Here is a 21762-nt window from a genome sequence, read left to right as displayed (position 1 = left end):
GGGAAACGATGGCAGCGAGGCCAGTGTGCTCACTCCCGGTAGCGCCGAGGCGGCGCTCACTGTGGGCGCGGTGGACAAGCAGGGCCGGATGGCCCACTTCTCCAGCCAGGGGCCGCGCGTGAGCGACCACGCGATCAAACCGGACGTGACCGCGCCCGGGGTCGACATCACGGCCGCCGCCGTCGGGGGCGGCTACCGATCGATGAGCGGCACCTCGATGGCCACCCCGCACGTGGCGGGAGCGGCGGCGATCCTGGCCCAGCGCCACCCGGACTGGACGGGCGCGCAGCTCAAGGCCGCGCTGATCGGCAGCGCCGCCCCGGTCCAGGAGGCGACGCTCTACCAGCAGGGCGCCGGGACGATCGACCTGGTACGCGCGCTGCGGCAGCAGGTCATGCCCAAGCAGGCCAACGTGTGGGCGGCCTTCCCCTGGAACGGCACCGGCGGCCGGACCGCGACCAGGACGATCGCCTACGCCAACGCGAGCGACACCCCGGTCACCCTCAGCCTGTCGGCGGACAGCGAAGTGCTGAAACTGCCGTCCGACCAGGTCACGGTCCCAGCCAAGGGGGAGGCGTCGGTCACGCTCACCATCGACGCGGGCGGGAAGGCCCCGGGTGACTACCCGGGAACGGTCACCGCCAAGTCGGGCGAGACGGTGATCCGCACGCTGGCCGGCGCGTACGTCGAGCCGGAGTCCTACGACGTCACCGTCACCGTCGTCGACAGGCAGGGCCTGTCGGTCACCCCCCAGGAGGGCGAGATCTACGACGCCGAGACCGGGACCGTCCACGCGCTGTCCTTTCAGAACGGGACGGCTACCGTACGACTGCCCAAAGGCGACTGGAACGTCTACACCAGCACCAGAGAGAAGATCGACGGGCAACCTGTGCTGACGATCGCCGACTCCCCGCTGAAGGTTGACGGCAGGGACCAGCGGCTCACCGTGGACACACGTCAGGGCAAGCCGGCGAAAACCACCATCGACGATCCGAGCGCCCAACTCCAGCGCGTTCTGACCCTCGGGCTGGACCACGGCGCGTGGGGCTCCTGGCGCCGCATGTTCGGCCTTGACGCCAACTCCCAGGTCTTCGTCATCCCCGCTGCGTCACCAGGTCTGACCTACACCCTGACGACCACGTGGCTCAGCAAGGACCTCTCGCCCAGCCCGTACGTCTACACCCTGGTCGACCGGCGCAGCGGTGGCCTTCCGGACGACCCCACCTACCACGCCAGACAGAAGGAACTGGCCAAGGTCACCGCGACCTACCGAGCCTCCGGAGCGCCTGCCACGGGCTCACCCCAGGTCAGCCTGTATGTCGGCGATTCAATGGTTGAGTTCCCGGTCTCGTCGGTCGGCGACATCGCGCTGCCCGGCACGCTCGTCCACTATCGGACTCCGGGTCTGGTCTACGACAGCAGCCTCCAGGTCGGCACCGCGCTGACCTCCGACGGCGGCAAGCTCATGAAGCGCGGTCGCACCAGCGAAGTCTGGAACGCCGCCGTCACCGGGCCGTCGTTCCTGCTGTCGGCCGGCCACCGCACCGGCGACAGCCTGACCTTCGCCGCGACGGCGATGTTCACCGACGGGCAGCCGGGCAGGACCGGCTCGGACGCCGCCGCCACCGGCACCGCCACCCTCGCCAAGGACGGCAAGGCGCTGGCCGCCGCCGACCTCGCCGACTGCGACGTCCACCAACCGCAGAGCTGCGAACTGCGTGCCGACCTGCCCGCCGGATCCGGCGCCTACACGCTGACCACGTCGATGCGCCGGCAGGCCACGCTCTCCACGGAGGTGAAATCGGTCTGGACGTTCCCGTCCACGACCAGCGCGAAGCGACAGCCGCTGCCCCTGATGGCCGTCCGCTACAGCCCCGAGGGCCTGGACGACTCCAACCGCGCCAAGCCGGGCAGCACGACCCGCATGCCCATGTGGGTTGAGCGCAACCCCGGCTCCACGAAGGCGGGGGTGAAATCGATCCGGCTGGAGGTGTCCGCCGACGACGGCGCCACCTGGCGTCCCGTCCCCGTCACCCGTACCGGCTCCGGCTGGATCGCCACGCTGACGAACCCTCCCGTGGCCGGATTCGTCTCCCTCCGCGCGGCAGTCACCGACACCGCCGGCGACGGGGTGACCCAGACGATCACCCGCGCCTACGCCGTCGGCTGATCCGCAACGGTGAGGGCGTCCCAAGGCGCCCTCACCGTTGTGGCGCGCAGCACCAAGTCCCGAACCTCCTTGCTCATCCTCGGGCGGCCGGACCGGCTCGGATGCGTCCACCGATCTCGGCTCTGTGAGGGGTTCGCGTGGCGTCCGCGAGTTCCTACTGTCAGGAAGGGGAGGCAGGTGCGGCATGATGATCGGCCGCGCTCCTCCGCCTGGCCTACCTGACCGTAACGAACGCCTTCGCCGCGCTGCGGTTGCCGCAGATGGGCGATCGGGACAAGGACGTCGAGATCCTTGCCCTGCGCCACCAGATCACCGTTCTTGAACGACAGTTCGGCACTGACACCAAGGTGAGACTCGTGCTGGAGGACAGGGCCTTCCTCGCCGCCCTCCTGGCAACGTCGCCGTGGGAGGTTCTGTGCCGGAACATACGCCGACGAGACCGCTCGGCGGAGTTCTTCACGAGTACTCACATGCAGCTTGAACTGCATGTGAGTAGTTTTCGGCAGGCGCAATGCCCGGGCACCGAGCTCGGCGCCGGCGAGGTCCTCGCGGCCGCTGCGGTGGTGCCTGTCACCGCAGGTCGGCGTCTCGGTGAGAGCCGGCAGCGACTCCGCAGGCCGCCACGGTGAGGAACACGGTGAGGCACGCCGTGCGGGCCAACCCGCGCGACATGGGCGCGGGCGCACGGCTGGGTCCGGGAAAAGGGCAGGGGAGCCGCGGCGAGCGCGCGGCACCGGCGGCGGAGTCGTGGATGCTTCGGGCGTGCCTGCACGGCAAGGCAACCTACCCGGTAAGACGCCGGGGCCGCGCGCGTTCCACCCCATGGGCGTGCCGCGCGGATGGCCGTCACGCGAACGGCGTCAGGAACTCCCGTGGCTTGAGCGCGCGGCCGACGATTCGCACGTCGCCGATCCACCCGTAGTAGCCCTGCCCGTACGCCAGCGCGAACTGCGTGCCGCCGATGGCGAACGGCCGGCCAAGGGTCGAGATGCCCTTCGACGGCTGGGACGGGTTGCGGGCGATCCTCGACCCGTCCACGTACACCACCGTGCGGTGAGCGTCGTTGACCACCGCCACGTGCATCCAGCGGCCCACCGGGAGGGCGTGACTCCACGAGGTGGGGTCGGCGTCGCGGTCGGTGGGGTAGACGACGTACTGCAGGAACCGCTCGGGCGACAGGTTGAGGCTGCACGTGGGCTCGTCGGGCGACCAGCCGCTCGACTTGCCGGCGTCGCCGCTGCGGCCCTCCCAGCTCAGGATGCCCATCCAGGCGTGGTCGCCCTCGAACGGCTCAGGCAGCTTGACGAACGCCTCGATGGTGTAGCCGGACTCGAACTTCATGGCGTTGATGGGCGCGTTCGCCGCCGACCTGAGCACCGCCCCGCGGTCCGGGTTCTTGCCGCCGTCGAAGCGGAGGCTGGCGTGGGCGGGCTGGCCCTCGTGGTGCTCGGCCGACCACCTGAGCGTCTCGGGGGCGCTGGCGTGCAGCAGTTCCATGGTCAGGTCGTTGCCGCCGCCCGTCAGGTCCCGGGCGACGGCCCCGGCCGGGACGACCCCGCCGTCCGTGCCCGCCACAGCCAGGCCCTCGGCGTCGAACCTCCAGTACGCCACCGTGCCCTTGGGCATCACCGCCTTGGCGGGCCTGGACGGGGGCGTCGGGCGCGGGGCGAACCCGGCGAAGCGCTCGTCGAAGTCGATCTCGATGCTGAAGCGGTCGACGGGGCCGGTCAGCTCCAGATGCTCGGCCTCCAACGGGGTGCGCTCGTCCGGGTCGCGGGCCAGCAGCCAGGGCGACAGCGTCTCCACGTCAACCACGTTGCGGACGAGGTCGAAGGTGTAGAGGCGGATCATGCCCGCGCCGCCGTAGTAGCGGTCCTGGTAGTTGGCGATGTGCACGTGGACGTCGTGGCCGGCGTCGTTCTTCAGCACCGTGCGGCCGGGTGGCCAGTAGTGGCCGTTGAGCGTCAGGAAGATCTGGTCGTTGCGCTTGATGAGGCCGTCCCACAGCCGCTGCCCGTACTGCGACAGCGCCGCCACGCCGTCGTCGCCCGCCCAGGCCAGGTCGTGCGTGGTGAGGATGGCGGGCAGGGTCCGGTTGACGTCGATGACGCCCTGCGCCCACTGCAGGCCCATGTCGGAGATGCGCCAGTCGAGGGCGAGCACCAGCCACTTCCGGCCGCCCGCGTCGAGCACGTGGTAGCTGTTGTAGCCGTCGGGCGAGGCGCCCCGGAACGTCGACATCCGGGCGTACCTGGAGGGGCCGAACGCCTTGAGGTAGGCGGTGTCGCCGCGCTGGTCGTCGGTGCCCGAGTTCACGTCGTGGTTGCCGGCCAGGACGCTGTAGGACAGGCGGCCGTCCAGCGACTTGAACGCGTCGGAGGCCAGGCCGAGCTCCTCCTCGGTGCCGTGTTCGGTGACGTCGCCGAGGTGGGTCATGAACGCGATGTTCCGGCTTTCGCGCTCGCCGGTGAGGAAGCGGAACGTCTGGCGCACGGGGGCGGGGTCGGAGCGGTCCTCGTCGAACAGGTACTGCGTGTCGGGGAGCACGCCGATGGTGAAACGCGGGTTCTCGCGGTCGAACCGGCCACCGCCGGTGGTCGCTTGCGCGGGGGCTGCGCCGATGAGGGTCCCGGCGGCGGGGGCGGCGATGGCCGCCCGCAGCAGGGCCCGGCGGCCGAGGGAGGGGTGAGGCATGTCAGCACCTTGATCGTCGCACGTGGCGCGGTGGTGCCCCGGGCGGTAACGCGCACCTTCCTCCGGGGAAACCTTTCACCCCTGGCTCGCCCGCCCGATTCCGGCCCCGTTCCGGCCACCCTCCCGACCCCAGCCGGCCGGGCACAGCGGCCACTGAGGCCCACAGCCCAAGTACGGCGCGAAGGGGCGGCCGGTTGACATAAAAGCTAGATATCGAGCGATCCGACCTGCGAAAACGGCCCAATGATCGTTACTGTGCCGGACTTATCCCTTGATGTTCGAGCCGTAACCCGCTCGCGCCCACCGCCGCGACCAGGCGACTCACAGCAAGATCAACGCCGTTTGGGCATGGCACGTTTCTTTCTTACCTACTTGGGCCAGGCCCACCTACCCGCGCCTCACTGCGACGCCTCGCCGCAACGGCCCATCACTGTTCGATAGCCTCTCCGCACGCTTGAACCCCCCCACATTGCTGACCCCACCGTGCTCGGCAGGTAGGGTCTGCGTGCCTGACGTGTCTGGCAGACATCCAAGTGGCTGACCTGCCAGTTCGCTTCAGCCGCGCCGGCAACGTGGGACGCGGGCGGTTCTCGCCCGGCCACCCCTGCTGAGATGGAAGTCGCGGTCGTGGGTGATCAGGGAAGGGCGTGGCCGGTTTCCCAGGCCCAGGCGGCGATGCCCACGCGGTTCGCGACGCCGAGCTTGGCCTGGATATTGGCGACGTGGGTCTTGACCGTGCCGATCGAGATGAACAGCTCGGCCGCGATGTCGGCGTTGGAGCGGCCGCGTGCGACCAGCCGGGCCAGCTCGGTTTCGCGGGGGGTGAGGGGGTTGGTGCCGGCCGGTTGTCTGCCGAGGGCTGGTGCGGACAGGTGCTGGAGCAGCCGCACGGTGATGGCAGGGCTGATGAGGGACTCGCCGGCGATCGCGGCGCGTACCGCTTCGGCCAGCAGCGCGGGGCCGGAACGCTTCAGCAGAAAGCCACATGCGCCCGCGCGCAGAGCGTCCTGGACATACTCGTCATGATCGAAGGTGGTGACGATGACGACTCGGATCGGGTCCTCGACCGTCGCGCCGGCCAGCAGCCGTGTCACGTCCAGACCATCCATCCGGGGCATGCGAATGTCGACGAGCGCCACGTCGGGGCGCAGTGACCGGGCCAGATGGACCGCTTCGAGTCCGTCGGCGGCCTCGCCGACGGCGCGCATGTCGGGCTGGGCGTCGATGATGCGTCTCAGGTTGCGTCGCACGTCGGCCTGGTCGTCTGCGACCAGCACTCGGATCGTCACGTCGCCGCCTCGGCCAGCGGCAGCGTCGCTTGGACGAGCCAGCCCGTACGGTCGGGGCCGGCGTTCAACGTCCCGCCGAGCGTCTCGAATCGGGCGGCGAGGCCGAGGAGCCCGGCACCCCCGTGACCAGGGGAGCGGGGCAGGCGGGGAGGGCGGCTTGCCGGCGGGCGGGAGCCGGTGTCGGCGATCCGCAGCCGCAGCGTTGTCGCCTCGGTCGTGAGGGTGACGCTGACCTCGGTGGCGTGCGAGGCGTGCCGGCGCACGTTCGTCAGCGCCTCGGCCACCAGCCGGTACGCGGCATCAGCGGCTTCACGACTGACCCGGTCGGCCAGATCCGGGGTGATGTCGAGATGGACCGGGATCCGCCCGGTGGCGGTGAATCGGTCGGTCAACTCGGCCAGGTCGGCCACACCGTAGAGACGGGTGCCGGGCTCGGCCGCCCCGCTTCGGAGTATCGCCACGGTGCGGTCCATCGCGGCCAGTGCCTGCAGGCCGGCCTGCTCGATGCGGTCCAGCGCTTCGGGTGCCTGCGCCGGGTTTGCCTCGGCGCGGGTGGCTTGGGCCTCGAGCACGATCCCGGTCACGTCGTGAGCGACGAGATCGTGCAGGTCGCCGGCGAGTGCCAGCCGTTCCCGGTGCCGTATCTCGGCCCGCGCCTGTGATCGGCGCCGGGCGGCGAGTCGGCTGGCCAGGCCGATCGTCACCGCAGCCAGACCGGCGAGCGTCCAGCAGCCGAGGAAGAAGACATACTCGGTCCACGTCGCCGACGCCCCCTGCAACATCCGCAACGGCTGCGTCCCCAACGCGAGAACACCCAGCGCCCCCGCACCGATCGCCATCCGGACACGCGCGTACCTCACAGCCGTGCTCACCAGAGCCGCGAGCCCTACGGGTTCCACCAGAACCCAAATACCGGCCAAGCCGGTCACCGGGCCTCGGTGCAAGGCAGTACACAACAACGAGACCGCGGCGGCCACGCAGGCTGATACGCCCGTTTGACGATGACCGCGCCATCGCTCACCCGGCGCCACCAGCCCGAACACGGCCGCCACCGCCGGTACCGTCACCGTCCACCCCGCCGAGGGTGTGCTCACTATGCCGCCGATCGCCGCGACGATCGCGACGAGCACTCCCGCCAGGGAGTACGGGCGGATCCTCATCCGTGAATCACCAGCCATGCCAGGGACCGTACAAGGGCGCCTGACCAAGCGTCCCTCCGCCGAAAGACGGATTCCCCCAGGCCGGATCCGTCCAAAGAGGGATATACGCCGGTGGCCGGCGCCATGCACCGTGGACCGCGACACCATCACCCGATCAAGGAGACTGATCGTGGTCTCGACCGACACCCTCTCATCGGCCCGTCCCGGGCGGCTGGTCCGCTCGATCCGGGACCGGCCGCTGCTCAGCTTCTTTCTGCTGGCATTCGCCCCGGCCTGGGCCTATGAGCTGGTCGGCATCCTGGTCCTGCGCCTTCCGCTGGTGCCGTGGATGTTCGCCGCCCCGTTCCTCGGCCCCTTCCTGGCAGCCGTCGTGGTAACCGCCGCCACCGACGGCCGCGCCGGTGTGCAGGCCCTCTTGGGCGACCTGCTCCGCTTTCACGCCGGCCTGCGCTGGTACCTACTGGTAATGATCGGCGTTCCGGCCCTGCTGATGGTGTGCGTTCTGCCCCTGCCCGGCGCGGTGGCGGCGTTTCGGCCCACGCCCGGCGCCTTGGGCGGGTACGCCGCCGGGTTCATCGCCGTTCTGCTGGTCGGCGGGCCGCTCGGAGAAGAGCCAGGATGGCGCTGCTTCGCCACCCCCCGTCTCCAGGCCCGCTACGGTCCAGCGCTCGGCACCTTCTTGCTGGGCCTGCTGTGGGGCCTGTGGCATCTGCCATTGTTCCTGATCGAGGGCTACAACCACGCCGGAGCGCACCTGACCGGGCTCATCGTCCCCTACCTGGTGTTCCTCGTCTTCACGATCGTGGTCTCGTACCTGTTCACCTGGTTGTACAACAACACCGGCGGCAGCGGACCGCTCGCCATCCTGCTGCACACCTTCTTCAACGCCTCCCTTCTGCCGGTACTGTTCCCGGGCTTTGACGATTCCCTCACCTACGAACTCGTACAGGACATCGCATTCGCGATCCTGGCCTGCGCCCTACTGCTGGCCACGCGGGGACGCCTCAGCCATCAAAGCCCACTCACCGGCAAGGCCGGACGTCACACCATCGGCGCTCAACAGTAGCCCGCGCACCCTCACGAATACCGCCGCAGATCGCCGATCAGGACGCCGAAACGTCACGGTCCGACGGACTGCGACAGTACCCGCCAGCCCCTTTCCCATCGCCCTGGCCCAAGCGAGATCCATGCAACGCCGGCAAGCCTGGTGGCGTCACCATGAAGAACACCCACGAGACCGACGCCGAGGCCATCACGCTGGCACGGCCTTCTCCCGGACAGCCGGGAGCCCGCCCTTCCGACGCGAAGGCGCAAAACGCTCCTGATGTTGAGAACAGCGAAGGCTCCACCACAGCCGCCCCCAGCCCGGCCGAGGGACCAGGCAGACAGACATGCCGTGAAGCACCTACACCACGACCGGCGCGCTGATCCAGATGTAGCCGAGCCTCTGCACCACCGCCTGCCCTCGCGGGTGAAGGCGTCGGTGCCGTTGCGGCGGCCCATCAGTTGACTCTGTCGGGCGCGATGAGTTTTCCAGCCGCCGGTGGTCATACCTTCCGGAAGGCAGATGCCCCGGACACGAAGGATCCAGGATGCCTGGGACCGGGACGGCGCACGGTGTGCGACTCTCGCGGGTTCGCGGTCCGTGATCATCCGTGATCAGCGGGGTGCGAGCAGATGACGACGAGGATGGCGATGAGTGAGGTGCAGGAACGGATCCAGCGTCAGCTCGACACGCTGGTCGGCACCGGCGCGGAGAGCGGGGTGCAGGTCGCCGTCTATCGGGACGGCGCGCTGATCGTCGACGCGGTGGCCGGCACGGCCGACCCGGCCACCGGGCGGCCGCTCACCTCCGGCACGCCGATCTTCAGCTTCTCCACCGGCAAGAACGTCGCGGCCACGCTCGGGCACCTGCTCGTCGCGCGTGGTCTGCTCGGCTACGACACCCCGGTCACCGACCTGTGGCCCGAGTTCGGGGCGCACGGCAAGGACACGGCGACGCTGCGGCACGTGCTGACCCACACCGTCGGGCTTCCCGCCATGCCGCGCGAGATCACCCCGGCTGAGCTGCCCGACTGGCCGAGGGTATGCGCGGCGCTGGCCGGCGCCGAGCCGCGCTGGCGGCCGGGCACCGCCATGGGCTACCACTCCTACACCTTCGGCTACCTCGTCGGCGAGCTGGCCCGCCGCGCGACCGGACGGCCCGTGCGCGAGCTGCTGCGCGAGTGGATCACCACGCCGCTCGGCATCGAGGGGCAGCTCTGCTTCGCCGCTCCGCAGGAGCTACTGCCCGAGCTGGCGCGCCTGGAGCAGCAAGAACGGCAATGGCCTGCCGCCCCGGACGACGCCGAGGCGATCCTGGCGCCGTGGGAGAGCCGGCCGAGCGCCGGCTTCGGCAACGACGCCGACATCCTGCGCTCCGACATACCGTCGGTGGCCATCGCCACGGCGCACGGCCTCGCCGCGATGTTCAACGCCCTGCTGCGGGGCGAGCTGATGGACCCCGTACGGCTGTCCGGGCTCGCGTTCGAGGGGGTGGACCGGGTTTTCGGCACGCCGGCGCGGATGGCGCTGGGCTTCCCGCTCGGCAGGATCGGCGCCCCCGCCGAGGAGAACTCCGCCGCGTTCGGATGGCCGGGCGGAGGCGGCAGCTACGCCTACGCCGACCCCGCGCGAGGCGTCGCGTTCGCGCTGACCAAAACCCGGCTCGTCCCGGATTTCGGCACCGCGCTGTCGGTCACCGCGATCCTGGCCGACCATCTCGCCGGCACCCGCTGAGCTTGCCCCGCGGGATGCGCCGGGGCGGGATCCGCAAACGATCACAAGGAGACAATCATGTCCGCTCATACGGCCGGCGACTCGACAGCGCCCCAGACCAGCCTCGGTCCGTTCTCCTCGCCAGGCGCCGGTCCGACGCCGTGGGAGGCGACGGAGTGGGCACTGCGCCGGATCCAGAAATTCCAGCTCTGCACGGTACGCCGGGATGGCCGCCCGCACGTGACACCGTTGCTGGCGATCTGGGCGCTCGGCGCGATGTGGTTCACCACCGGCGACAACGAGCAGAAGGCCAAGAATCTCAGCGCCAACCGGCACTGCGCGCTGACCACCGGAACCGACACCCTGACCGGCATGGACTACGTCATCGAGGGCACCGCGAGCCTGGTCACCGACCAGGACAGCAGGCAAGCCGTGGCGGCCGCGTTCGAACAGGCCTATGGCTGGCAGCTCACCCGCGAGGACGGAACCTGGTATCAACTGGGCGACGCCATCCGGGCCGGAAATGTGCAGCTCTATCGGGTTCAGCCGGTCAAGGGGTTCGCCTTCTCCACCGGTAGCCAGTCGTCCCAGACTCGCTACCGATGGAGCTGAGAGCGCTCGTCCAGCACCGGGGCTGGACAGCAACACATTGCTCCGGGGCCGGCAAGAAGATCGCTGACCGCATCGTCGGCCCCCAGGCCGAGGCGGCCACCGGTTTCGTCGGCTACGACCCGCTCGTGCAGATAACCGAATCGGGCATGTGGCTAGGATCGACGCCTCAAGGGTTCCGGGCGAAACGAGCTGATGGAGAAGCTGGAGGACATAAGTAGACGCCTGGGCATGACGAAAGCAGTAGGTCGCCTGGCTTCAAAAAGCCCCTCCTGAGTGGAAAAGGCAATACGGAGATTGCTCGAATCGGGCGAGGGTGCAGTGCTGGAGCCTCGATTTATTGAGCCTCTCAAGCAAATCACAAGCTCACGCGAAATTTCGCAGCGAGCAAGACATCAAGCCATGCGCCTAGTGCGAGGAATCACTGGATCCCAGTCTGAGAGTGGAACGGGGTGAAGGGTGTCAAACTAGGCCCAAGACGCTGACCTGCACAATTCATGACGGCACCTCGTTGGCCAGCCAGCACGCTGGTACTCACTGATCAGCCCGCCGAGGACTTGACAGCGCTCGATCCGGCCCACCGGCAGCGAGATCACGTCGGACTCATCATCAGTGGGAGTTCGAAGCCCGAGAGAGCGATGTTGGTCGGCGTATTCGTCGAGCACGGTACGAAGGTGCCGCTCGCCGAAGATCAGCAGCCTATCGGTGCACTCCGTGCGCGCCGTCCGTACCCATCGCTCGGCGAACGCGTTTCCGCGAGGCGATCGCGGCGGGATCTTCAGCACCTCTGAATGTCGTCGCCTGCGAACACCTCATCGAAGCTGCTGGCGAACTTCGCGGGTCGGCGAGGAGGTTGCGGGCTTGCTGGGCAACCCATGCGCCATCAGGGTGGGAGGTCACGCCGAGCACGTGGGCGAACCGGCTGCCGACCTCCACTACGAAGAAGATGTACAACCGGCGCAGCGTGACGGTGTCCACCGTGAAGAAATCACAAGCCAGCGTGCTCGCAGCGTGGGCGCGGAGGAAATCTCGCCGGCGGTCGTCAGCACGTCGCGGCGCCGGCCCCAGACGGGCTCGCTTCAGGATGCGACGGACTGTCGAGCCGCTCACCCGGTGGCCCAGATGCCGCAGTTCGCCACGGATGAGCCCGTAACCCCAACGTGGGTTCTCCCGGGCCAGCCTTTGGATCAACGCCACGACCGCCGGGTCGGTCGCGGGCCGTCCCATCTTCCGGTTCGGGTAGGTCCAGTGACGTGCGATCAGACGCTGGTGCCAACGTAGCAGCGTCCCCGGCGTCACCAACCGGTGGGCCCGCAGCGCCGCCGGCAGTCCCCGGGCCAGTGCGGACAGCACCGCTCGATCCGCCCACGACGGCCCCGGACGACCTACCTGCCGGCGCAGCACTGCTACCTCATGTCGCAGTACGAGGATCTCTAAGGTCTGGGACGCGTGGCCACGAGCCGGCAGTGTCAACCAGCCCACGATGCGGCAGAAGATCATATAGAAGAGACGGAGCGCCACGGCCTCGAGCATGCCCCCACTCGGCCACTGCTTCGACCAAGAAGACTCTGACAAGTCAGCAGTTCACAGCCACAAACGGAGTATTGACACCCTTCAGGCGTTCGTGCGCGAGAGGCTGCCCGCACAGGGTGCGCCACACCGAAGTTCGCCGGCAAAGGCACTTTTCATGGCCCCAACCTGGGCAAACGCCGTTTGCTCGTGGATGCGGTCGATCTGCGAGCATTGACCATACTACGTTGAAAGAAGTATGGTCGCTGTCGCATTCAAGATCACCTCTTGATGGAGGCAGTTCATGAGCTTAGGCGGTATTCTCGCGTCCGCTCTCCTCGCTGGCACGATCATCGTGGCACCACCGCCCGAGCGACCGGCGCCCACCACGGAGGCCGGTGCCGTCACGCTGATCACCGGCGACCGTGTCGTGGTCACCGGCGCAAGCGTGCGCGTGGAACCCGGTCCAGGCAGGCAGACGGGATTCGCCCGCCAGGTGGTCGGGGGCCACCTGAACGTGATCCCGTTCGACGCCCGCCCCCTGCTCGCCCAGGGCGTCCTGGATCCGCGGCTGTTCGACGTGACGCAACTGCTGCAATGGCGGTACGGCGACGCTGACAAGCCCGACATCCCCATGATCGTCCAGTCGGCGGACGTGCCAGGGGCGCGGCCTCTCGCCGGGCTTGGCATGTCCACGCTCCGGGTCTCCAAGAAGAACGCCGCCCAGACCTGGAAGGACCTGACCGGCGGTGGTGCCCGGGCGCTGGCAGCGGGCAGGACGAAGCTCTGGCTGGACGGCCTGCGCCCGTGGACTCTCGACAAGAGCGTCAAGCAGATCGGCGCCACGGAGGCCTGGAAACAGGGCATGACCGGCAAGGGCGTCACGGTGGCCGTGCTCGACTCCGGCTACGACCCAGATCACCCCGACCTCAAGGGCGTGGTCGCCCACGAACGAAACTTCTCCGACGAGCCAGACATCCGCGACAACGTTGGGCACGGCACTCACGTCGCCTCCATCGTGGCCGGAGCCGGAGAGCAGTACCGGGGAGTCGCTCCCGGCGCGCAACTCGCCGTCGGCAAGATCGGCGGCCGCTTCGGCGCCCGGGACTCCGCGATCCTGGCGGGCATGGAGTGGGCCGCGACCGAGGTCAAGGCCAAGGTCGTCAACATCAGCCTGGGCAGCACCGACACCCCGGAACTCGACCCCCTCGAACAGGCGGTCAACACGCTGTCCAAGCAGACCGGCACGCTGTTCGTCATCTCCGCGGGCAACAGCGGCGGCCTGGCCACGGTGTCCAGCCCCGGCAGCGCCGACGCCGCCCTGACGGTCGGCGCGGTCGGCGACGACGACCAGATCGCGGGCTTCTCCAGCAAGGGTCCCCGCGAGGGCGACCACGCGATCAAGCCTGACATCACGGCCCCGGGCGTGGACATCATGGCCGCCGAAGCGGGCGGCACGCACGTGGAGCACAGCGGCACCTCGATGGCCGCACCGCACGTGGCCGGCGCCGCGGCGATCATGGCTCAGCGGCACCCCGACTGGACCGGACAGCAGCTCAAGACCGCCCTCGTCGGCAGCGCCGTCCCCACACCGGGCGCCACGCCGTACGAGCAGGGAACCGGCCGGGTGGACCTTGTCCGGGCCCTGGCCCAGCAGGTCGTGGCCGAGCCCGCCGGCGTGTGGGCCGCCTTCCCCTGGAGCGACCAGGGCGAGCGCGTCTCGACCAAGACGATCACGTACACCAACTCCGGCGATACCCCCGTCACCTTGGACCTCGGCACACAGGGCGGTGAGGTGCTGAAGCTGTCCGCGCAGCGCCTCGAGGTGCCCGCCAACGGCACGGCGTCCGTCACGCTGACCATCGACGCCACGGGCAAGGCTCCTGGCGACTACCCCGGCGTCGTCACCGCCGTTTCGGGCCAGGACGAGATCCGCACCCTGGCCGGCGCGTACGTCGAGCCGGAGTCGTACGACGTGACCATCACCGCCGTCGGCAGAGACGCCGGGGAGCCCTTCGTCTTCGCCCAACTCTACGACCCCGGGACCGGCGCCGTCCGGACGCCGGTCTTCCAGGGCGGCACGGCCAGGATGCGACTGCCGGAGGGACAGTGGAACCTCTACGCAGACATCTCCGGGCCCACCTCGCTGACGGTCACCCACACCAGCATCCGAGTCGACAACGGCGACCAGCAGATCACACTGGACGCCCGCCAGGGCCGGCCAGTACGGTTCAGCATCGACGACCCCACGGCCACGCCCAGGAAGATCACCGACTTCACCATAGGACTCGGCAAGTGGTCGCTCGGCTGGCGGGTCCCCCTCGACCCCAGCCAAGAGTTCTACGCCGTCCCCACACGCGAGGAGGGGCTGCGCTACCACCTGAGGTCCGTCTGGGACGCCACCAACGGCTCCCTCTATGACCTGGTCGACCATCGCACCGGTGGGATCCCGGCGCACATGGGGCAACGAGCCAGGCGCACGGAACTGGCGAAAGTGGAGGCGGCCTTCCTCGCTTCCGGAGTCGCGGCACAGGGCCGGCCGCACTTCGCCCCCAGGTTCGGCGACCAGCCGGGCGGCGAGTTCTCCGCGACGCTCCAGCAGGACGTGACACTCCCCGGCACCGCGACCTACTACCGCACTCCCGGGCTCACCTGGGACAGCGCCTGGGAAACAGGCACGTCGCAGGTGCGGGACGCCGGCAAGGTCATCAAGCTCGGCACCACGAAGGAGGTGTGGAACGCCGCCGTCATCGGTCCCTCGTTCGCGCAACCGAACGGAACCCGCACAGGCGACCAGCTCTTCTTCGACGCAAGCCGCCTCTTCGCGGACGGCGCCAAGGGCCGGATCGGCATGGATGACGCCGCCACCGGCACCGCGACCCTCACCAGCGGCGGCCGGACGATCGCCGAGACCACCCTGGCCGACTGCCTGCTCAAGATCTGCGAGCTCACCGGCGCGCTGCCTCCGCAGCGCGCGGAGTACACACTCACCACGTCGATGCGCAGGCAGGTGCCGCACTCGGCGCTGTCGTCGAGCGTGGCGTCAGCCTGGATCTTCACATCCGAGCGGGTTTCCGAGGCCAAGCCGCTCCCGCTGTTCGCGGTCCGCTACGCACCGGGAGGTCTCGACTCGTTCAGCCGTGCCCGTCCCGGCACGGTGACCAGGGTGCCCGTCTGGGTGGAGCACAACATCGGCGTGTCCCAGGCCCAGGTGACGTCGCTCAAGCTGGAGATGTCGTCGGACGACGGCGCGAGCTGGCTGCCTGTGGCGAGCGTTCCGGCCGGATCCGGCTGGACGGCCGCCGTGCCCAACCCGCGCACGGCCGGATTCGTCTCCTTGAGGGTCACGGCGACCGACACGTTGGGCACGACCGTCAAGCAGACCGTCATCCGCGCCTACGCCGTCGGCTGACATGATCGATGGCAGGACCTGGGACCCGAGCCGGCCTGCGCGCACTTTCTGAAGGCCCCGCCCCGTCCGACGATGTCCCGCCTGGCCCGCTCAGTCCCCGGCCGAACGGCATCACTGCCGATTCGTCCGGCATCTGGATCACCGGGGAGATCGGGATGTCGTCGTTCCCGCTCTCCCAGACCGGTTCCGGCTGGCACAGTGAGGACACCTCCGCGAAGGCCGGGCGACGTCAACGGGTATGGCTCCGCCCTCGCCCATCGCGATCCCTCCGGCCACTGGACGAGAGTTCCGGCCGGTGGCGAGCTCACGTCGCTGTCCGCCGTCCCTGGCGGTCCGCTCCTAGCCACCGGGATGATCGGCAAAGCTTCAGGGGTTTTCCGCAACTTTCCTTGAGACTCAGGAGTATCGAATAGGCGACACCTGATTATGCGAGGGCGCCACTCTCGATGGCGGCCGATCGGGCCGCCATCGAGAGTGGCGGCCGCAAGGCCCTCGCCGCGGCGCTGCTGTCGGCCGCCGCCCCCGCCGACCAGCACGCCGCCGACACCTGAACACACAGGCTCGCCTGGCGCACCTACTGGGCGAGCTCGCCAGGGGCCTGCACTCCTGGGCCCGTCTGCCGGCCCCGCTGACCGGCACGCTGGCAGCGGTAGGCGTGATGACGTGCCTGGGCCACACCCTGAGAACTCCAAACAGAAGTGGATCTGAAGGGTTCGAGCTGTTCAGGGCGATGGGCGGTGGTGATGATTTCTGGGCTGCCCAGTGGTGATGGGGCGGCGGCGTGATGATCAGTGATTCGGGGTGGCCGATACCCGGGTGCCGGGCGACGTCTCGCGAGGGACCAGGAGCTCAGTGGGCGGGAACCGGGTCGGACGACGGCTGCCACGTTGCGCGTATCGGCCTCGGCCTGGACGCGATTGAGGTCCAGCGTGTCGAATGCCCACCGCAGCAAAGCGCGCGCGGCCTCGGTCGCGTAGCCGTGGCCCCACGCTGCAGCGTCGAAGCAGTAGCCCAGCGACGCGCTGCGGTAGTCCGGATTCCACCTTGTCAGGCTGCACCAGCCGATGAACGCCCCGTCGGAGACGCGATCCACGGCCAGTCGCGCCCCGGTGCCATCCTGTGCCATCTGTTGACAAGCCGTGATGAACTGCGCGGCGCGCACGCGTTCGCTCCACGGTGGAGTGTCCCAGTAGCGCAGCACGTAGGCGCTGCTGTGCAGCGCGAAGAGGGCGTTCGCATCCTCGTCGTCGAAGGCACGCAGTCGAAGGCGAGCGGTGTGCAACGAGGGCGTGGGCAGGCGCGGTGATCTCCTCAAAGGCCACACCGATCGGATCAACTCCATCACGATCGGGCAGCTCGACGGTGAGGCGATCGCCGTTTCCGGCAGTGGCGACGGTACGGTGCGCGTCTGGGACCTGGATACCGGCAGGCAGCGCGGAGAGCCGCTGAAAAGCCATCTCCGACCCGTTTATTGGGTCGGGATCGGGCAGCTCGAAGGCCAGCCCATCGCCGCCTTCATCGACGAGGGCAACGCCATGCGAGTGTGGGATCTGCGGTCCGGCCGGCAGCGCGGCAAGACCTTGCAAGACCGTCTTCCGGTCTTCATAGGCACAGCGGCACTTGGTCGGCTCGAAGACAGGATCGTCGTCCTTGTTACCTCGCGCTCTGAGCGCGGGGGAGGCCCAAGGGCAACTCGGCTGTGGGACCTGGGCCCCGCCTGAGAAGTCGGCCTGTCGTTAACGAAAGCCGTTACCAGCCATGCGATCGCTTGGCCCTGGTGAATGCACCGGAGTGTTGCCCGGCAGGAGTTCGGGCGGGACAGGATTGATCAGCGGCTCATCCGGTCGCGGTGTCGGCGTGCGGCGCAGATTTCAGCGTCGGCGACTTGTCGTCCAGTAGGGCGTACAGCTGGGTGGTCTCGGTGGAGGCCTGGCCGAGGCGGCGGCGGGCGGTCTCGATAGGGCGGGCCGCATAGACGGGGCGGATAACCGCAGGCCAGAGATCGCATCCTGGTTTTCGCACCCCACGCGCCTCCGCCGCGTCGAAGCGGAAGGCACGGCCGGTCGATGAACCGGCCGCTTGACATGCCGGTGACGGAGTGGATCAATGGCGGACTTGTGCGCATCATTGCCGGAACGTTAGTCCTCGCCACCATGATCGCCGGGTGCTCGGGCGAGCCCGTGGACACGACCCAGCACGTCGCAGTCGCGCCTCCTTCACCCACGACCGCGACCCCCTCCCCACGGGCGACCCCCTCGCCACGGGCGACGCCGAGCCGGACGACGTTGACCAACGATCAGGCGGCCCGGCGTTATCTGGGCATCGTGCGCCCGTACAACATCGCCCTTGAACGACTCGAACAGGCGATCAACGGCGGCCAGCCCGTCACGGTGCTACGCCGCCGGGCGGCGCAGGTCGCCACCACGAACCAGACACAGATCCGGCAGTTGACCGATACCGCCTGGGCCAGGGCACTGCGCGGTCCCATGGGCCGGCTCAAGGCCGAGTCGCTGAAGGCGCAACGCCACTGGCTCGGGGCCGCCCGTGCCCGTACCCGCGATGCACTCGTCCAAGAGGTGCTGAACGCCATCCGTTACGACGGAAAACCAGTGGTGGGAAAGATTCGCACCCTGCTGCACCTGGAGCAGTATGACGAGGACGACTATTCATAGGCCGGGCGCCCCGGTGGACCACCTCGGCGGGGCGGCACTCCAGCCGTGGATGGCCCCCCGCCGCCTCATCACGCCGGCTCGGGCACGCGGGTACGCCGCCTGCTGATCAGGCGTACCACCATGACGATCCAGGCTGCCGCCGCGATCGCGCCCGCCGCGACGAGACCCGTCGTGAGCAGCCAGGTGTACCCGCCCGTCGTGGAGAACACGCCATTACGGGCACCCGTGTCACGCGCGGGCACGGCCTTGCCCTCCGCCATTCCGTCGGGCGCGTCATAAAGAATGACGTCGGCCCGCTTGGCGCCGCCCTCCGTGGCGGTGAAGTCGCCGTACCAGGAGCAAGAGCGCCAGCCGCAATCCTCGTGGACCGCGATGAAAGTACCGAGCGTGCCGTTCCCGGCGTTGACCTGCCATGCGGGAACCACATCGGCCGCACCGAAGACCAGCCCCTCGCCCCTTGGCCCTACGGGCTAGTTCAGAGCCAATAGCGGAACACTGATGCCAGATGTGTGCGTGAAGTTCTATTCGCGCGCACATCTGGCATATTTGGTGTTATGTTGAAATTCCGGAAAAAGAGCTTGTTTGTTCGAGCTGATGATGCCGGTCGGGGAATTCGATGTACGCTCGCGAAGTCCGCTTTTCGTCGCAGGGCGGATATGGGCGGCGATCGACGGAGTTGATTTTCCGAGTGCCGGCTGGACTGATTCACCGATCTCGGTGCTCGGCTCCTAGGAGTCGCCATTCGCGCTGTTCCCCGAGGCGAAGCAGGTGAAGTTTATTTCTTTGACGGGCCGTACTATTCGAAGCTCATCCCGAAACCCGCATCCTGCCGGAAGATCGGCAACGGCGTGGGGCGGTCCCCACAGTTCAGGAGCACCCTACGGGCTTCGGCAGGGACGACGGCAGCTTGAACCCCGACCGGCCGAACCACCTGTGCAGCAGCCGCGTGGCCGTGCCGTCGTGCCACATCGCGGCGATCGCCTGGTTGACGGCCTCGCAGGTGACGGTGTCGCCCTTCTTGATCCCGACTCCCCAGTCCTCGGTGCTGACGGGGTCGTTCAGCAGCCTGAAACGGCCCGGCTCCTGCTCGGCGAACCCCGCCAGAATCAGGTCCAGGGTGCTGATCGCGTCGAGCCGGCCGTCCGCGAGCTTGCGTACGCAGTCGGAGTAGTTGGCCGCGGGCACCAGTTGCATGGGGAGGTTCAGATTGCCGTTGGGCGGGGGGTCGACGATTCGGCGGTAGGAGTTCGAGCCCTCCGCCAGGCAGAGCCGCTTGCCCCGAAGGTCGGTCACCTTCTTGATGCTGGTGTCGCTCGCGCGGACCATCGTGTCCTGCGGGGTGGCGATATAGGGCCCGCCGAACGTCACCATGGGCCGGCGCGATGGGGCGATGCTGTAGGTGGCGACGATGAGGTCCACGCTGCCGTTCTGGAGCAGGGCCTCGCGGGCGGACGAGGCTGACTCCCGCCACGTGATCTGCACCCGCCGGCCCTGGGCGATGTGGTCGACGATGTACTTGGCCACGTCCGCGTCGAAGCCCTCGGGAGGACCCTCCCCGGTCTTCAGGCCCAGGCTCGGCTGGTCCCACTTGGTGCCGACGACGACACGGCCAGCGTTCCTGATCTTGTCCACGACGGTTGTGTACGAGCCTGCGCTGCCGCACGCGGCGACCAACGCCGCCACCGCCAACCCCGCGAGCGCCACCCCACGCATGGACACAGTCTGCGGGCTGGGCAAACGACATCGACCGCCTTGGGGCGGTTTCAACAGAGAAATGGGGCCTTCTTGGAGATTTGCGGACGTGCGGAACGCGCGGAAGCTCCGCCATGGTGGCGAGTGAGCTCACAGACGGCTGTGAGGTCACGGGTTGGACGACAGATGGCACTGCGGGTGCCGAATATTCATCCGTCCAGGTCGTGGGGGTGATGTGTTCTCTTGTGCTCCCGCCGCGCGCCCGCACGGCATGATGGCCGGTCGTGTTGCTGCTCTTGGCCTACCTCACGATGAGGACCGCCGTCTCGTTCCTGCGACTGCTACCCCGCACTGATCGTGACAAGGAGATCGAAATCTTGGTGTTACGGCACCAGTTGACGGTGCTCCGGCGGCAGGTGGCCAAGCCCGCGTTCACGCCGGCAGATCGGTTCCTCCTCGCTGGGCTGCTTCACCGCTTGCCGATGGACAAGCTCCGGCGCCTTGTGCTGCTGGTCCGCCCGGACACCATCCTGCGCTGGCACCGCGATCTGCTGCGGCGCCGCCACGCCGCGGCCAGCGCGCTTCGGAGGCGTGGACGCCCACGTACCGTCCGGAGCATCCGATTGCTGGTATTGCGGCTGGCGCGGGAGAACACCTCATGGGGCTACCGGCGCATTCACGGTGAGCTGTCCGCGCTTGGCATCGAAGCCGCCGCCTCTACGGTCTGGGAGATCCTCAAAACGCACGGCATCGATCCGTCTCCCGAGCGGACCGCCACGACCTGGGCCGCGTTCCTGCGCAGCCAGGCAGGCGCCTTGCTGGCGTGTGACTTCTTCGAGGTCCGCACCCTCACCGGCGCCCGGCTATACACCCTGGCAGCCATCGAGCACGCCACCCGCCGCATCCGCGTCCTCGGCGTCACCGCCCACCCCACCGGGCAGTGGGTCACCCAACTGGGCCGCAACCTCGCCATGGACCTGCAGGACGTGGGTACCGTGGCAAAGTTCCTTATCCGTGACCGGGACGCCACATTCACTGCCGCCTTCGACGCGGTACTGGCCGATGCCGGAGTACGCATCGTCAAAAGCGGTGTCCGGATACCGCGAATGAACTCCATCATGGAGCGCTGGATCCAGACCTCCCGACTCGAGCTGCTGGACCGGACCTTGATCTGGAATGAGCGTCACCTCCTACACGCGCTGCGCGAGTTCGAGACCTTCTACAACGAACGCCGGCCGCACCGCGCTCTTCGGCAGGCAGCTCCGCTTCGATCGCTTCCCGATCCCGACACCGGGCCAGCTCGAACCGCACCGCTCGACATTCGCCGACATGATCGACTCGGTGGCGTGCTGAAGGAGTACCGACATGCCGCCTGACCTGGCCGGATGATTAATCGGCACCCGCAACCTACGGATTAAAAGTCGACAGACATTATGCTGAGCCGTGCCGTACTATGACTCAAACTGCTGCTCTGTCCGCGAATGCCGATTTCAAAAATGCCCAAGAACGCCGCTCGGTGCCATGCCATATCAGATGCCGACGAGCATCTAACGAGCAACCACGGACCGGAAAGCATCCCTTGATCATTCTCGCTTTACATTCAATTGGCCAGCTGGGACGGCTTGATCCGTACCTGGCGGGTCCGGTGTGCTGTCAACGGCCGGCCTGAGCGTCGCCGTGAACCGTACCCGATCCGATTTACTGATCCGGAGTGATTCGTCGACACACCGACGAGACAGGCTCAGAGAAGTCCTCGACGGGTAACGTGCCGCTTGACCTGCGTGGGCAGAGTTTTCGG

The 21762-nt window shown here is 68.4% G+C and carries 16 protein-coding genes; 9 read left to right on the top strand and 7 right to left on the bottom strand.

Annotated features, from left to right (window positions below; translation table 11 throughout):
- Together ABZX61_RS50810 and ABZX61_RS50805 are read left to right on the top strand one after the other, a co-directional pair.
- Nucleotides 1-2170 (top strand): S8 family serine peptidase (locus ABZX61_RS50810; protein ID WP_355206523.1); only part of this gene is annotated, 2170 nt, incomplete at its 5' end.
- A 260-nt stretch (nucleotides 2171-2430) separates the two neighbouring features.
- Nucleotides 2431-2799 (top strand): hypothetical protein, encoded by a 369-nt coding sequence (locus ABZX61_RS50805; protein ID WP_355206520.1) that lies wholly within the window; start codon nucleotides 2431-2433, stop codon nucleotides 2797-2799.
- Between the two features lie 217 nt (nucleotides 2800-3016).
- On the opposite strand, the gene ABZX61_RS50800 is transcribed toward ABZX61_RS50805, so the two are convergent.
- From ABZX61_RS50800 to ABZX61_RS50790, 3 genes are all read right to left on the bottom strand, one after another.
- The gene (locus ABZX61_RS50800; RefSeq protein ID WP_355206518.1) at nucleotides 3017-4864 is read right to left on the bottom strand and encodes a LamG-like jellyroll fold domain-containing protein; all 1848 of its coding nucleotides are present in this window, start codon (nucleotides 4862-4864) and stop codon (nucleotides 3017-3019) included.
- A gap of 635 nt (nucleotides 4865-5499) precedes the next feature.
- Nucleotides 5500-6153, bottom strand: a complete 654-nt coding sequence (locus ABZX61_RS50795; protein WP_355206515.1) for a response regulator transcription factor — start codon at nucleotides 6151-6153, stop codon at nucleotides 5500-5502.
- The gene (locus ABZX61_RS50790) at nucleotides 6150-7283 is read right to left on the bottom strand and encodes a histidine kinase (protein WP_355206512.1); all 1134 of its coding nucleotides are present in this window, start codon (nucleotides 7281-7283) and stop codon (nucleotides 6150-6152) included. Before ABZX61_RS50790 ends, ABZX61_RS50795 begins: the two co-directional genes overlap by 4 nt.
- 199 nt (nucleotides 7284-7482) lie before the next feature.
- On the opposite strand from ABZX61_RS50790, the gene ABZX61_RS50785 reads away from it, so the two are divergent.
- The 3 genes from ABZX61_RS50785 to ABZX61_RS50775 all read left to right on the top strand — a co-directional run bounded on the left by ABZX61_RS50785 (nucleotide 7483) and on the right by ABZX61_RS50775 (nucleotide 10682).
- Nucleotides 7483-8379, top strand: coding sequence for a CPBP family glutamic-type intramembrane protease (locus ABZX61_RS50785; protein ID WP_355206509.1), 897 nt, complete (start codon nucleotides 7483-7485; stop codon nucleotides 8377-8379).
- Between the two features lie 629 nt (nucleotides 8380-9008).
- Complete coding sequence (locus tag ABZX61_RS50780) at nucleotides 9009-10091, top strand: serine hydrolase domain-containing protein (RefSeq protein ID WP_355206506.1); 1083 nt, start codon at nucleotides 9009-9011, stop codon at nucleotides 10089-10091.
- Between the two features lie 57 nt (nucleotides 10092-10148).
- The gene (locus ABZX61_RS50775) at nucleotides 10149-10682 is read left to right on the top strand and encodes a pyridoxamine 5'-phosphate oxidase family protein (RefSeq protein WP_355206503.1); all 534 of its coding nucleotides are present in this window, start codon (nucleotides 10149-10151) and stop codon (nucleotides 10680-10682) included.
- A gap of 696 nt (nucleotides 10683-11378) precedes the next feature.
- Here the strand turns inward: ABZX61_RS50775 and ABZX61_RS50770 are convergent.
- Nucleotides 11379-12212: a helix-turn-helix domain-containing protein gene (locus ABZX61_RS50770; RefSeq protein ID WP_355206500.1), complete on the bottom strand. Its 834-nt coding sequence runs from the start codon at nucleotides 12210-12212 to the stop codon at nucleotides 11379-11381.
- 280 nt (nucleotides 12213-12492) lie between these two features.
- On the opposite strand from ABZX61_RS50770, the gene ABZX61_RS50765 reads away from it, so the two are divergent.
- Complete coding sequence (locus tag ABZX61_RS50765) at nucleotides 12493-15600, top strand: S8 family serine peptidase (RefSeq protein ID WP_355206497.1); 3108 nt, start codon at nucleotides 12493-12495, stop codon at nucleotides 15598-15600.
- A 574-nt stretch (nucleotides 15601-16174) separates the two neighbouring features.
- Here ABZX61_RS50765 and ABZX61_RS50760 read toward each other — a convergent pair.
- A complete protein-coding gene (locus ABZX61_RS50760) occupies nucleotides 16175-16882 on the bottom strand; it encodes a GNAT family N-acetyltransferase (protein WP_355206494.1) in 708 nt (235 codons plus the stop codon).
- On the opposite strand from ABZX61_RS50760, the gene ABZX61_RS50755 reads away from it, so the two are divergent.
- Together ABZX61_RS50755 and ABZX61_RS50750 are read left to right on the top strand one after the other, a co-directional pair.
- On the top strand, nucleotides 16875-17321 hold the full coding sequence (locus ABZX61_RS50755; RefSeq protein WP_355206491.1) for a hypothetical protein: 447 nt from the start codon (nucleotides 16875-16877) through the stop codon (nucleotides 17319-17321). The two genes, ABZX61_RS50760 and ABZX61_RS50755, sit on opposite strands and share 8 nt — an antisense overlap.
- A 564-nt stretch (nucleotides 17322-17885) precedes the next feature.
- Nucleotides 17886-18272 carry a hypothetical protein gene (locus ABZX61_RS50750; protein ID WP_355206488.1) on the top strand — a complete coding sequence of 129 codons (387 nt, stop codon included), beginning with the start codon at nucleotides 17886-17888 and terminating at the stop codon, nucleotides 18270-18272.
- 68 nt (nucleotides 18273-18340) lie between these two features.
- Here the strand turns inward: ABZX61_RS50750 and ABZX61_RS50745 are convergent, their stop codons facing one another.
- Nucleotides 18341-18697, bottom strand: a complete 357-nt coding sequence (locus ABZX61_RS50745; RefSeq protein WP_355206486.1) for a hypothetical protein — start codon at nucleotides 18695-18697, stop codon at nucleotides 18341-18343.
- Between the two features lie 442 nt (nucleotides 18698-19139).
- Nucleotides 19140-19985 (bottom strand): glutamate ABC transporter substrate-binding protein, encoded by an 846-nt coding sequence (locus tag ABZX61_RS50740; RefSeq protein ID WP_355206483.1) that lies wholly within the window; start codon nucleotides 19983-19985, stop codon nucleotides 19140-19142.
- A gap of 263 nt (nucleotides 19986-20248) precedes the next feature.
- Between ABZX61_RS50740 and ABZX61_RS50735 the strand changes: the two genes are divergently transcribed.
- Nucleotides 20249-21340: an integrase core domain-containing protein gene (locus ABZX61_RS50735; RefSeq protein WP_355206480.1), complete on the top strand. Its 1092-nt coding sequence runs from the start codon at nucleotides 20249-20251 to the stop codon at nucleotides 21338-21340.
- Nucleotides 21341-21762: the final 422 nt, after the last annotated feature.

This window comes from Nonomuraea sp. NPDC003709, assembly GCF_040610775.1.
GTDB lineage: Bacteria > Actinomycetota > Actinomycetes > Streptosporangiales > Streptosporangiaceae > Nonomuraea > Nonomuraea angiospora_A.
The sequence above is the reverse complement of the archived record's forward strand: the minus strand, read 5'-3'. Positions and strand labels throughout refer to the sequence as shown.

What these genes read in the sequence shown, in the direction of transcription:
- ABZX61_RS50775 (WP_355206503.1), top strand. Translation starts at nt 10,149, where the DNA reads ATGTCCGCTCATACGGCCGGCGACTCGACAGCGCCCCAGACCAGCCTC.
- ABZX61_RS50765 (WP_355206497.1), top strand. Translation starts at nt 12,493, where the DNA reads ATGAGCTTAGGCGGTATTCTCGCGTCCGCTCTCCTCGCTGGCACGATC.
- ABZX61_RS50770 (WP_355206500.1), bottom strand. Translation starts at nt 12,212, where the DNA reads ATGCTCGAGGCCGTGGCGCTCCGTCTCTTCTATATGATCTTCTGCCGC.
- ABZX61_RS50780 (WP_355206506.1), top strand. Translation starts at nt 9,009, where the DNA reads ATGAGTGAGGTGCAGGAACGGATCCAGCGTCAGCTCGACACGCTGGTC.
- ABZX61_RS50805 (WP_355206520.1), top strand. Translation starts at nt 2,431, where the DNA reads ATGGGCGATCGGGACAAGGACGTCGAGATCCTTGCCCTGCGCCACCAG.
- ABZX61_RS50740 (WP_355206483.1), bottom strand. Translation starts at nt 19,985, where the DNA reads ATGCGTGGGGTGGCGCTCGCGGGGTTGGCGGTGGCGGCGTTGGTCGCC.
- ABZX61_RS50800 (WP_355206518.1), bottom strand. Translation starts at nt 4,864, where the DNA reads ATGCCTCACCCCTCCCTCGGCCGCCGGGCCCTGCTGCGGGCGGCCATC.